The organism is Chryseobacterium polytrichastri (assembly GCF_900142445.1).
GTDB classification, from domain to species: domain Bacteria; phylum Bacteroidota; class Bacteroidia; order Flavobacteriales; family Weeksellaceae; genus Chryseobacterium; species Chryseobacterium polytrichastri.
In genome coordinates this window covers 1-12,852 of record NZ_FRAV01000030.1, presented here as the reverse complement: position 1 = coordinate 12,852, position 12,852 = coordinate 1, and the positions used below count along the sequence as shown (strand labels likewise).

13 protein-coding genes are annotated in these 12,852 nt (G+C 34.3%); 7 read left to right on the top strand and 6 right to left on the bottom strand.

The window, feature by feature from the left end:
• Positions 1-118: 118 nt before the first annotated feature.
• From BUB80_RS16875 to BUB80_RS16855, 5 genes are all read right to left on the bottom strand, one after another.
• Complete coding sequence (locus BUB80_RS16875) at positions 119-1,396, bottom strand: chloride channel protein (RefSeq protein ID WP_073295267.1); 1,278 nt, start codon at positions 1,394-1,396, stop codon at positions 119-121.
• Between the two features lie 79 nt (positions 1,397-1,475).
• Positions 1,476-2,162 carry a hypothetical protein gene (locus BUB80_RS16870; RefSeq protein WP_073295264.1) on the bottom strand — a complete coding sequence of 229 codons (687 nt, stop codon included), beginning with the start codon at positions 2,160-2,162 and terminating at the stop codon, positions 1,476-1,478.
• Between the two features lie 70 nt (positions 2,163-2,232).
• Positions 2,233-2,619 carry a DUF423 domain-containing protein gene (locus tag BUB80_RS16865; protein WP_054511731.1) on the bottom strand — a complete coding sequence of 129 codons (387 nt, stop codon included), beginning with the start codon at positions 2,617-2,619 and terminating at the stop codon, positions 2,233-2,235.
• Between the two features lie 2 nt (positions 2,620-2,621).
• A complete protein-coding gene (locus BUB80_RS16860) occupies positions 2,622-3,695 on the bottom strand; it encodes a hypothetical protein (protein WP_073295261.1) in 1,074 nt (357 codons plus the stop codon).
• 166 nt (positions 3,696-3,861) lie between these two features.
• A complete protein-coding gene (locus BUB80_RS16855) occupies positions 3,862-5,190 on the bottom strand; it encodes a hydroxymethylglutaryl-CoA reductase, degradative (protein WP_073295258.1) in 1,329 nt (442 codons plus the stop codon).
• A gap of 194 nt (positions 5,191-5,384) precedes the next feature.
• Between BUB80_RS16855 and BUB80_RS16850 the strand changes: the two genes are divergently transcribed.
• The 3 genes from BUB80_RS16850 to BUB80_RS16840 all read left to right on the top strand — a co-directional run bounded on the left by BUB80_RS16850 (position 5,385) and on the right by BUB80_RS16840 (position 7,944).
• Positions 5,385-6,644, top strand: a complete 1,260-nt coding sequence (locus tag BUB80_RS16850) for a putative DNA modification/repair radical SAM protein (RefSeq protein WP_073295255.1) — start codon at positions 5,385-5,387, stop codon at positions 6,642-6,644.
• A gap of 2 nt (positions 6,645-6,646) precedes the next feature.
• The gene (locus BUB80_RS16845) at positions 6,647-7,060 is read left to right on the top strand and encodes a hypothetical protein (protein WP_073295252.1); all 414 of its coding nucleotides are present in this window, start codon (positions 6,647-6,649) and stop codon (positions 7,058-7,060) included.
• 125 nt (positions 7,061-7,185) lie between these two features.
• On the top strand, positions 7,186-7,944 hold the full coding sequence (locus BUB80_RS16840) for a TIGR03915 family putative DNA repair protein (RefSeq protein ID WP_073295249.1): 759 nt from the start codon (positions 7,186-7,188) through the stop codon (positions 7,942-7,944).
• 10 nt (positions 7,945-7,954) lie between these two features.
• Here the strand turns inward: BUB80_RS16840 and BUB80_RS16835 are convergent, their stop codons facing one another.
• Positions 7,955-8,752 carry a DNA alkylation repair protein gene (locus BUB80_RS16835; protein WP_073295247.1) on the bottom strand — a complete coding sequence of 266 codons (798 nt, stop codon included), beginning with the start codon at positions 8,750-8,752 and terminating at the stop codon, positions 7,955-7,957.
• A gap of 440 nt (positions 8,753-9,192) precedes the next feature.
• On the opposite strand from BUB80_RS16835, the gene BUB80_RS16830 reads away from it, so the two are divergent.
• The 4 genes from BUB80_RS16830 (at position 9,193) to gap (ending at position 12,676) form a co-directional block, all read left to right on the top strand.
• The gene (locus BUB80_RS16830) at positions 9,193-9,531 is read left to right on the top strand and encodes a winged helix-turn-helix transcriptional regulator (RefSeq protein WP_073295244.1); all 339 of its coding nucleotides are present in this window, start codon (positions 9,193-9,195) and stop codon (positions 9,529-9,531) included.
• Positions 9,532-9,695: 164 nt separating this feature from the next.
• Positions 9,696-10,565 (top strand): DUF4846 domain-containing protein, encoded by an 870-nt coding sequence (locus BUB80_RS16825; protein WP_073295242.1) that lies wholly within the window; start codon positions 9,696-9,698, stop codon positions 10,563-10,565.
• An 83-nt stretch (positions 10,566-10,648) separates the two neighbouring features.
• Complete coding sequence (gene pfkA / locus BUB80_RS16820; protein ID WP_073295237.1) at positions 10,649-11,635, top strand: 6-phosphofructokinase; 987 nt, start codon at positions 10,649-10,651, stop codon at positions 11,633-11,635.
• A 30-nt stretch (positions 11,636-11,665) separates the two neighbouring features.
• Positions 11,666-12,676, top strand: a complete 1,011-nt coding sequence (gene gap, locus BUB80_RS16815) for a type I glyceraldehyde-3-phosphate dehydrogenase (protein WP_073295232.1) — start codon at positions 11,666-11,668, stop codon at positions 12,674-12,676.
• The last annotated feature ends 176 nt before the right edge of the window (positions 12,677-12,852 follow it).

Sequence of the window (12,852 nt, the reverse complement as noted above, 5' to 3'; positions counted from 1 at the left end):
ATGTGTACTTATTTACAGTTTATGATTAACTTAAATAATGCTTAATTCTTTTGACTCTTTTGTGGTTAAAAGAAAAACTGTAAACAAGTTTATTATTCTAATTTGTTAAAACAACGCTTTATTCCTCAGCCAGTTTTTCAGACTGAGAACCAATAAATGGAATTCTTGGTGCTAAGAAATATCCTGTTAAACTCGCAAAAAGAATAGGAACGAAATAGGTAAATCCTGTTAAGGTTCCTAAAATAATCGTTGTACTCATGGGAGTTCTTGTTACACAGGCATTAATCGCAGCCATACAACTTACAATCGCCAGCGTAGTATCAACGGTTGGAAATAAGTTATGGATAATTAATCCCAACGTTGTTCCCACAAAGAAAAGCGGAATAATAAAACCTCCTCTCCAACCCGAAGTTACGGTAATGGCAATGGCTAATATTTTAAAAATTAAGATTAAAATTAAAAAGTTTAAAGCAAAATTTCCATTGATGATTTGGTTGATCTCGTTGTGTCCAAAATATCTTGTAATGGGAAAATAAAAAGCGATAATTCCTAAAATAACGCCGCCTACAAACGTTTTAATATAAATGGGTAAATTTCTGTATTCAAAAACTTTCTTGAAAAATTTAACCACAAAAATAAAAATCCAACCAAACAACGTTCCTACAATTCCAAAAGCCGTTGCATAGGCAAAATCATAAACTCCTGTGTAATGATAGGCCTTCAAATCCCAAGTCGCCCCGATTCCTAAATGGATGATCAAAGCAAACATCAGATAACTGAAACAACTCGCTACCAACGCAGGAATAATGGCTTTATAATATTCAACCGCATGTTTGTGATGTAGAATTTCTAAAGAGAAAAGACTTCCCCCAAGCGGAGCGCCGAACAGCGCCGTAAAACCGGATGCCATTCCGGCAATACTTAAAGAACGTAATTCTTCTCCTTTCAATCTGAAAATTTTCCCCAGCCAAGTTCCTGTAGAACCTGTCACCTGCACCAAAGGCGCTTCAGGCCCTAAACTTCCTCCTGATGCCACACAAAAAAGAGATGACAAAATCATGGAAGGATTATTTTTCGGTTCTAATTTTCCTTTATTAAATCTAATATTATTGACGATCAAATGAATTTCTCCCGGATCTCCGATAAAGTGAATGACTAATCCTGCCAGTAATCCACAAATCGCCATCGTAGGAATAACCATCCAACCCTGAAATTGAGCTAAAAATTCGGTAAAATATTCAAGCACGATCCAATATAATCCGGCAATAATTCCACCTACCAAGCCTGTAAAAGCCCACATAAAAAAAGTCCGGCTAAACACAAACGGATTAAACCTAATGGGTTGATCCAAAAGATCAAATGTTTTGATAATTCGCCTTCTTCTGTTGATTTTCATTTTAATTTATTTTAAATACTAAAAGAATATCATCATTTGCCTTTACTGAATATTTCAGCTTTTATAATACGTGTTTTATTTATTCGAATCTTAACACAATGGGTTGTGCAAAGTTTTGTACAATCGGTTTTTTATGATACAGTAAAGGTTTTCCCAAGCCTCCAATGGCGTACAGGAACAATGCACTGATGATACCGAATTCTGTATCGGAAGCTCCTTTATATTTTACGTTTTTGAATTTCCCATCGATATCAATCATAAAATTCAAATGACAACGATACGTTCCTCCATCATAATCATTTACTAAGTAAACAGGAAATTCAGCTGTTAAGCGTTTTTGCAACTCTGCAAGCAGTTGGAAATTTTCAACTTCGCTAATATCAATAGGAGCATTTTTCACTTGCTCCGGAGGGTTGCTTCCTGTTTGAGGAACATTATTTTCGGTCTGTATTCCGCCCGTTGCTTTAAACGAAATATTAGGATCTATTTTTCCGATCATCACCTCTTTGTCATAGATCTTTTGATACAGATTTTTTAGATTGTCTAATTTTTCACCATAAAAAGCTTTGTACTTTTGGCCATATAAAACCTGATCTTTTTTATAATCATATCGTTGAACGCTATCAGAAAAACGTTTTTGTATATTTTTTACTTCAGTTAAAATATTTCCATTCATTAATGGTTTCTTCTCCTGTGCATTCATTTTCTGAACACTTACAGAAGAGATGATAACAGCAATAAAAAATAATAAAAAACGATGGTTCATGGTTTGATTTTTCGGTAAACAATCTACACAAAATATCGCAGATTTATTTTTTTTGATAAGATCATGATGATTAAATTCTATTCTTAGCGAAATAAACAATCAGCATTCCCCAGCTGATAATCATCAACAAACCTCCAAGTGGTGTGATAGGTCCTAAAAATTTCAAGTTTGCCCCTAAATAATCCTGTAGACTCAAGAAATAAATACTGAACGAAAATAGCATCGTTCCCGCAATCATTAAAATAGAAACCCATTTCTCTGATGAAGTTTCAAACTTTAAAATGTATCCTACAATCAATAAAAAGAAAGCAGCATACATCTGATATCTTACTCCTGTTTCAAAACTTTCCAGTCTTTCCACAGATAATATTTTCTTTAAAGCGTGCGCGCCGAATGCACCTAAAATTACTGACAACATGCCGTAAACAGCACCAAAGACTAAAGTTATTGTTTTCATTTTTATAATTCTTCTAATTCTAGATTTAAATATTTTTTCGTTTTATAATCCTGCCAGGTTCCTGTTATTTTATTTCCTTTCAAATCTGCTTCTATGAAAGCTCTCGGAATCCAGGCTTTTAATTCTTCACTATGGTAATCGTTTTCTGTGATCGAGATATGATTATTTTTAAGTGTTCCACTCCATTCTATGAATTTTTTATTTTTATCATACCAATACACAGCAGAAAAAACGCCATCATCATATATTCGTTTGACCAAAAGGGTAATAGGATATTTATTATCAATCTTTCCTTTATACAATCTGTTTTGTATTGTGGGCTGGGCAACAATTTGTTCAGAACCAAGAAGTAAATTTTGAGCATAGGAACTCCAATACTTTTCCAATTCCTTATACGGAAAGGCTATTTCATGACTTCCCAAATCATCCAACGCTCTCGAAGCATGATTAGAACATCTTCCTGCAACCACCGTGAGTTTATCTTTTCCAAAAAAGTATTCCAAATATTCAAGTGTATTGTCTGTAAAACAGTTTTCATAGATTTCGATTTGTTCTTTTCCATCCTCAGAATTATCCTTATGAGATTTAAGTTCCGTAAGAAAATCACTGATCCTTTTTTTAACCCTTTGATTAATTAAATTTTCAACGGTCTTCATTGAATTGGGTTGAAACAGATCTTGAAGATTAATATAATTCCCCGTTCTCAAATCAAAATTCTTCCAATTAGAAAAACTTTCAGGATAAGCTCCTGTTGCTTCGCCATCCATGGCAATACTCAATATATTTTTAGGTGTTTCCAATTGCTCCCAACTGTAAAACTGAACATAATTTGTATAAGAATTGGTAGCTGTAGAAGCCAGCTTAAAAGGATTCCCTCCCGAGTTTGGAATATATTCTAATCCATCTACCTGTAAATACGTATTGATCTTATCCTCTACCGAAGGTTTTTCGCTGTAAGAAACTACCGGAAAAACATAGTCCTCAGATTTGGGTTGCAGATTATTGATCTTCACATTTTTTTGTTGTGAAAAACTTAAACCTGAAATCAAGATAAAGAATAAAATTTTACTTCTCACTATTTTGAGTTTAAATAGAGCGTAATAAATCTGGCAACTAATGTAGAGATTCCCAAAATGATAAACATAATGCCAAATTTCTTTGAGCTTTGAAAGCCTCTTAGTTTTGTTACTTTTAAAAAGATCCCAAATATCAGGAATATGATGGGTAAAATTATCTGAATCATTATTGTCCTCTTAATCTGTTAAATTCATTGATAACTTCGTGGTGCGTAACCGTTTTATCTTTAAAGTATGTCACAAAATGCTGCTTTTCTTCTTCCGTTGCTCCCATTTGGTTCAGAATATTGAATAAATGCATTTTCATATGACCTTTCTGAATTCCTGTTGTCACCAAAGAACGTAAAGCTCCAAAGTTTTGAGCCAAACCGGAAACCGCCAAAATACTCATCAATTCCTGAGCAGAAGGCTTACCAAGTAAAGCTAAAGAGAATTTTACCAAAGGATGAAGATTCGTTAAACCACCTACAACTCCTACAGAAATCGGAAGATCAATCCAGAATCTGAAAACTCCGTTATCGGTTGTACAATGCGTTAATGATCTGTATTGTCCGTCTCTAGCAGCATATGCATGGGCGCAAGCTTCTGTTGCTCTGAAGTCATTTCCTGTTGCAATTACCACAGCATCTACTCCATTCATCACGCCTTTATTATGAGTTGTCGCACGGAAAGGTTCAATCTCAGCAATCGTAACTGCCTGTTTGAATTTTCTGGCAAACTCTTCATTGGAAATTCCGCTGTCGTCTTTCAAGTCTTCAATTTTGCAAGAAACCTCAGCTCTTACAATACAGTCAGGCGTGAAATTAGAAAGAATGTTCATCACAACCTGTAAAGAATCTTTTTCTTCCTGTGTGAAATCTTCATCTTTTGCAACCTCTTCTTTCAGTGTTTTACCGAACTGCTCAAGACATGAATTAATAAAATTCGCGCCCATAGAATCTACGGTATCAAAACTTGCTTTAAGCTGATAGTAATGCGCCATTTCAGAAGTTTTATCAACTAATTTAATGTCTAAAATTCCACCGCCACGATTTCTCATGTTCGCCGTAATACTTTCTGTAGCCTCAAATAATTTTTTCTTTAATTTAAAATTAAAAAAATGCTGCAGTTTATGAGATTCTACGTTAAATATAAAGTGGGTGTGACCTAATTTTTCAGTATTGATAATGGTTGTCTTAAAACCTCCTTTATCAATCCAGAATTTGGCTGCCTTGGAAGCTGCCGCCACCACAGAACTTTCCTCAACCGCCATCGGAAGAGCCAATAGTTTTCCGTCGATTAAAAAGTTGGGAGCAATCCCGTAAGGCATATAAAAATTGGAGATCGTGTTTTCAGAAAACTCTTCATGAAGCTTCTGGAGATCAGCATTATCATTCCAATATTGTTTTAATATATTTTGATATTCTTCGTTTCCTTCAAGATATTCAGTGACAAGCCACTCGATTTTCCCTTGTTTTGTCAGTTTGGAAAAACCTTCTACGGGTTTATGGTTCATATGGATCTTTTTTATGATGAGTGAGATATAATCGTAAGTTTACGATTTCACGCATAAATTAATGACCGTAAATATAGTAATTTTGTCTCTGCCAATTGTGGATAACTTCCATCAAAAAAGATTGATATTTATCAATTTTGGAACTACATTTGAACAGAAAACACCAGCTAATATTAATATTTTCAATTTAAAAAATGAATTTTGAACGTCTGAAAGAAAAACTCGAAATTCTTGCCGATGCAGCGAAATATGATGTTTCGTGCTCATCCAGCGGAGGTTCGAGAAAGAATAAAAAAGGCGCTTTGGGAGACAGTTCTGCAAGCGGGATTTGCCATACCTATACCGAAGACGGGCGATGTGTGTCTCTTCTCAAAATTCTATTGACCAATCATTGTATTTACGATTGTGCTTACTGTGTTTCCAGAAGTTCAAATGATATTAAAAGAGCCGGATTTACGGTAGAAGAAGTCGTAGACCTAACCATTAATTTTTACCGAAGAAATTATATTGAAGGCTTATTTTTAAGCTCAGGTATTTTTAAAAATGCCGACACTACAATGGAACGTTTGGTTCGTGTGGCGAAAAAATTACGTTTGGAAGAAAATTTTAATGGATATATTCATTTAAAATCAATTCCCGGAGCGAGTGATGAATTGATGCAGGAAGCCGCTTTGTACGCCGACAGATTATCTATTAATATTGAAATTCCCACAGAAAGTGGATTGAAATTATTAGCTCCTGAAAAAAACAGACAGGATATGCTCAATCCAATGAAATACATTCAAAAAGGAATTACGCAATACCAAGACGAAAAGAAAATTTTCAGAAAAGTTCCGAAGTTTGCGCCTGCCGGACAATCTACCCAAATGATTGTTGGAGCAACGAATGAAAATGACCTCCAAATCATCAAAGTGGCTGATCATTTTTATAAAAACTTTAATCTGAAAAGGGTTTATTATTCCGGTTATGTTCCCGTTTTGGAAGATAAAAGATTACCTTCTTTAACGACAGAAGTTCCCATGCTCCGTGAAAACCGTCTCTACCAATCAGATTGGCTAATGAGATTTTATGGTTTTAAAGCAGAAGAAATTTTAGATCCAACGATGCCATTTCTGGATTTGGAAGTTGACCCCAAATTAAGCTGGGCGTTGAGAAATCTTCATCAATTCCCCATTAATTTACAAACCGCAGAGTATCAACTTATTTTAAGAATCCCAGGAATCGGCGTAAAAACAGCTCAAAAAATTGTGAGTGCAAGACGTTTTCAGGTGTTGACAATAGATCATCTTAAAAAGTTGGGAGCAGCGGTAAACAGAGCCAAATATTTTATTGATTTTGCTTCTGGAAATATTCATTTGAGACATTTGACTGATATTAATCTCAGAAAATTATTGGTTGGCGGAAGTACTTCTAAATTTCAGAATCAGTTTTCGCAGCAGTTGACTTTATTTTAAATATGAGAACAAAAAAAGCCTTAAGATATAGTGAACAGAAAATCAAAGATATTGAGAAAGCTGTTTCAAGATTTTCTCAACAATTTATGTCAAATTCAAAATGGATAAGATTGATTGAAGCAATTGTGGACAATACTCAAGAAATCAAGAAAATTCAAAACAATAGAATTGGGCATTTATATTTAAATGAGGATAGCATTTTTGAGTTTGATTATTGGCAAACAGGATTTGAAGGAAATAATTCTTTCAATGATTGGCTTGAATACAAAGAAATTGAATATCTAATTTTCCCTAAACTCATTGATTCTACTAATATCCAAGATTTAGAAAACATTCAATTAATAATTGAAAAAATTGGTCAGTTTCACCTTGAAATGGATGAAAATGAACTAAAATTGATTTGTTATAAAATTTAATTTCAAACACAAATTGCACAAATATTTTTCACGAATTTCACTAATAATTCTAAGGCTTAAATATCAATTCACTCTAAAACTCCTAAACTCTATAACTCTCCAACTCAACAACCCTCCAACTCAACATGACCACTCTACTCTACGACGGAAGTTTCGACGGCCTTTTCACAGCAATATTTGAAGTTTTCGAATATCGTTATAAAGAGGTGGAGATTGCAAGTAAAGAAAGATTTTATCAGGAGAATATTTTTGCGGAAATTCATGAAGTTATTACTCAGACTGAGAAAGCGGAAAGGGTTTTAAATAAATTAGAACAAAATATTGGCAAGGCAGGAATTCATGAATTGGTAAAAGTTTATCTATCCGAAGATATAGCATTGGAGCAGCTTATATTATCCGCCGTAAAGCAATCTATAAAAAATCCCTCCGAAAACATTCTGCAAAACTATGCAGACAACGATATCCTGAAAATATCTAAGATTTGCAAATCTGTTAGTAGAGAAAGACACCGAATGACCGCTTTTGTTCGTTTTGAAAAAATGCAGGATGATGTTTTCTTTGCTAAAATAGATCCCGACTTTAATGTACTTCCTTTAATCCGGAAACATTTTAAAGACCGTTATCAGGATCAAAAATGGATGATCTACGACCTCAGAAGAAACTACGGAGTCTTGTTCGATCTTGAAAATTGCGATTTCTTTTATCCTGATGAAAAATTAGATTTCCATAAGTATCAGCAAAAGTTTCATGATGAAGAAAATCAGTATCAAACACTTTGGCAGCGGTATTTTACGAAGACTAATATTGTTGAAAGGAAGAATTTAAAATTACACATCCAGCATGTTCCGAAAAGATATTGGAAGTATTTAACCGAAAAGAGGTGATCTGATTATTTTATTTCTGAATGGTTCGTAATGCTCTTTTAACAATATATCTTGTTTCTTTTGTCAGGCTTTCTTCCATCCACTTTTCACATAGATTTCTCACAAAATCCGGTTGTGATTTACTGGCATCATTCAGCCAATTCCCAACACTGTCCTGAACATATTTTGAAGAATCAGATTTCATACACTCCAAAATCACCAACCCTAATTCAGGATTTTGTTTTAATGCATCAATATGACTACACCAAACTCCACGTGGCCGTGTTGATTCGCTGGCAAAACGTCTTACATTTTCGTCTTGGTTATTCGTCCAAGTTGATAAAATCGACAAAGCTTCATGAAGGTGAGTTGAAATATCTGGCCTAACAGCCATCCAACAAATTTCACGAACACCAAAATGTTGATCTGCAGCAAAAACTTTAATCCTTTCTAACTTTTCACCAATCGTCACATTAGGATCTTCACCAATCGCATAAGTTGCCCAACAACGCACTAAATCTGACGAATGTGTTGAAATAATAGCTAAAAATTCATCATCTTTATTTTTCAAAATCAAATTTAAAATTTCTGTTCCGATTGCTTCATTGATGGTATTCACGGTTTGTTTTTTCAAACCATTTACCTGTGCTAGAATCTCTTTCAGGTATTCTAATCTATTATTCTGTTTCAATAAATTTTCAAGCAATATTTTTTGATCTACTGCCAACCATTCCGTAAGATTTGCCGTTTCTATTTCGCCACGATTTAATTGGTCTAAAATATCTTTGGGAATATCTTTTGTGGAACGAGCGCCTTTTCGTTTTTCCATTATTTTTATTTTTAAGCCTGTTTAAACTAATTCTAAATTTAACCGCATTAAAGGCTAATGTTTTCTTTTTTTCAGTTTAATGATAAGCTTTATATTAAGCCTGTTTAAACTAATTAAAAAATTTAACCACAAAAGATACAAAAGCTATTATTGACTCATTTAAAGTTGAACTATTTGAAAACAAAGCTTACAAAAGAATAAAAATCAAAGATTTTTTTAAACTTATGTGTTCTTGTTTGCAGTTCATTATGAACTTAAATAAATAATATGCTAATCTTTTATCTCTTTTGTGGTTAAAATAAAAAGTTTAAACAAGTTTTTTATCTATTGTAAAGAAAGAGCCCTTCTTTAAAATTTTATATTTTTACAAAGGTCGAAAAGCTTTACATCATAAGCAATACCGCATATTTTTCACCCATAGGGATAAAAAAGTCAATTTTATGAATACAAAAGAATCTGTTGAAGAAAATAAAATTTGTCCATTGGAAGTTGCCGTCAATACCATTAGTGGAAAATGGAAAATCCCTATTGTCTGGCAAATCAATGAAGGCAAAAAGCGTCCGAGTGAATTTCTTCGCGGAATTGCTAAAGTTGACCGAAGAGTTCTGAATCAACAACTGAATGAAATGGTTGCTGATGGAATTTTAATGAAAGAATCTTTTCACGAGCTTCCTCCCAGAGTTGAATACAGCCTAACTGAACTGGGAGAAAAACTGGTTAAAATTCTTTGGCAGCTGAATGATTGGGGGAAATTGTTGATTCCTGAAGATGTTGTTTAAATCCTTTTTGAATATCCACTTATACCATTAACATTGTAATAATTTGCATCTTACATTTTATCATAGATAAAATCCTTGCGTCTTAAAGCATATTGTTATTAAAAGAAATTGCGCCTTAGCGATTTTCCAACAAAACTTTTTATCTTTCAATAAATTACATACACATGAAAAAAATATCATTTCTCATTACTCTCCTATTACTTTCAAGTTGTAACAGCGATAAAACCTCATCACAAATAAAAACAGACTCAAATGAAAATTTAATTTCTGAAACGTTAGTTACAATCAAGAAAGATAAAAATACCATCAAAGAAAGATTCTCTCCACCAAAAGACTATGAATGGGTTGACGAAAAACCAGATTCCTTCGGATACTTTATTGAGAACTTTAAGCTGAAACCGTACGGAAGCCCCATCTTAAAATATGATGGTACTCCCATTGCAACACAAAACGTTCATGAGGCCATCTTTGATATTGATACCGGAACTAAAGATCTACAACAATGTGCCGACGCTGCTATTCGTCTGAGAGCTGAGTATTTATTTAAAGCTAAGAAATTTGATGAGATAAAATTTCATTTTACAAACGGAGATCTGGTCAGCTGGAATGATTATAAAAATGGTATCAGAGCTTTTGTTAACGATAATTCGGTAAGCTTTAGAAAAACATCAGCCTTCGATGATTCCTATAAAAGCTTTCGAAATTATTTAGATTTGATTTTCAATTATGCCGGAACCATATCCTTAAATAAGGAAACAAAACCTGTTATAAAAAATTCTGATTTAAAAACAGGAGATATTTTAATCAATCCGGGAAGTCCGGGACATGTTGTATTTATTGCCGGAGTAGCTAAAAACAAAGCAGGGCAAAAGTTATTTTTATTAGCCGAAGGATTCACTCCTGCTCAATCGATTCACCTACTTTCCAATCCTTTTAGTAAAAATACCTCGCCTTGGTATGATTTGGATGTAAATGCTTCCGAAACCAAAACTGCGAGATATATCTTTAAACCCACTAATTTTAGACATTTTTAATAATTTATATTCAAAAGTCTTATAAACTTACTACCATTATCTGAACTTGTTTTTGTAGATTTGTGTTCGAAATTTTTTACTAGATGAAAGAGAGTGCTGTAAAAAAAATTGCCGTTCTTACTTCAGGAGGTGATGCTCCGGGTATGAATGCTGCATTAAGAGCGGTGGTAAGAACCGCAAATTATTATAATATCGAATGCTACGGAGTAAGAGAAGGCTATAATGGCCTTATCCACGATGAATTCCTGAAAATGGGAGCTCGTTCCGTAAAAAATATAATCAACCAAGGGGGAACCATTCTGAAATCCGCCAGATCCATGGAATTCAAAACCAAAGAAGGTCGTCAGAAAGCCTATGACAACTGTGTAAAACACGGTGTTGATGCATTGGTTTGTATTGGTGGAGACGGAACTTTCACTGGGGCTAAAATCTTTAATGAAGAATTCGGAATCAAAGTTTTGGGTGTACCCGGAACCATTGATAACGATATTTTCGGAACTGATAATACCATTGGTTACGATACTGCTTTGAATACCGCCATGGAAGCGATTGATAAGATCCGTGATACCGCAACCTCTCACAACAGAGTTTTCTTTGTAGAAGTAATGGGTCGTGATGCCGGTTTTATTGCTTTAAATAGCGGGTTGGCAACTGGTGCTTTGGATATTTTGATTCCTGAAAAGAAAGACAGTATTGATGAGCTTTTTGCTAATTTCAGAAGTGCCGAGAAAACGGGAAAAGCTTCAAGCATCGTTGTTGTGGCTGAAGGTGAAAAATTAGCCAACGTTTACGAATTAGCAGAAAAAACAAAAAAGGAATTCCCGGATTATGACATTCGTGTAGCAATCTTGGGACACATGCAGAGAGGAGGTTCTCCAAGCTGTGCAGACAGAGTATTGGCAAGCAGACTGGGTTATGGAGCCGTAACAGGATTAATGGAAGGACAAACAAATGTGATGGCAGGAATGCGTTCCAATGACGTTGTGTATACTCCTATTGAAGAAGCCATTAAAAAACACAATGAAATCAATCAGGATCTTTTATTGATTTCAGAAATTTTAGCAATCTAATATTTTTAATATAAATTAAAACAAACTATTATGTCAACAATTAAAGTAGGTATCAACGGGTTTGGTAGAATTGGACGTCTTGTTTTCAGAGCAATGACTGAAAGAGACAACATCGAAGTAGTAGGAATTAATGACCTTATCGATGCTACATACATGGCTTATATGCTTAAATATGATTCAGTTCACGGGATTTTTCCAGGTGAAGTTTCTGTAGAAGGTAATGACCTTGTAGTAAACGGAAAAAGAATCAGAGTAACTGCTGAAAGAGACCCGAACAACCTAAAGTGGAATGAAATTGGAGCTGATTATATCGTAGAATCTACAGGTTTATTCTTGTCTAAAGATTCTGCTCAGGCTCACATCAACGCTGGTGCAAAAAAAGTAATTCTTTCTGCTCCTTCTAAAGATGATACTCCAATGTATGTAATGGGTGTAAACCACACTGAACTTACTGACGATATCAAAATCTTATCAAACGCATCTTGTACAACTAACTGTTTAGCTCCTTTAGCTAAAGTTATCCACGATAACTTCGGAATCGTAGAAGGTTTGATGACAACTGTACACGCTACAACTGCAACTCAAAAAACTGTTGATGGTCCTTCTGCGAAAGACTGGAGAGGTGGTAGAGCTGCTCTAAACAATATTATTCCTTCTTCTACAGGTGCTGCTAAAGCAGTAGGAAAAGTAATCCCTTCATTGAACGGAAAATTAACAGGTATGTCTTTCAGAGTACCAACTGTTGACGTTTCTGTAGTAGATTTAACAGTGAGAATTGAAAAGGCTGCTTCTTACGAAGAGATCTGTTCAGTAATCAAAGCTGCTTCTGAAGGTGAATTGAAAGGTATCCTTGGATATACTGAAGATGCTGTAGTTTCTCAAGACTTCATCGGAGATAAGAGAACTTCAATCTTTGATAAAGACGCTGGTATCATGCTTTCTCCTAACTTCGTAAAACTTGTTTCTTGGTATGACAACGAAATGGGTTATTCAAACAAGTTAGTTGATATGCTTGTACACGCTTCTTCTTTATCTAACTAATAAAGTAATTTAGCTGTCTGGTCCTAAAAATGCGATACAGATTATAGGTCAAAAATAGATAATTAAACCAAAGCAAAAACATTTTTGCTTTGGTTTTTTGTTTTGTATGTTTTCATTTTCAATTCAGACTGGTTGTGCATTTGGTTTGGCGTAAGATAATGATTCGAAAAATGTGG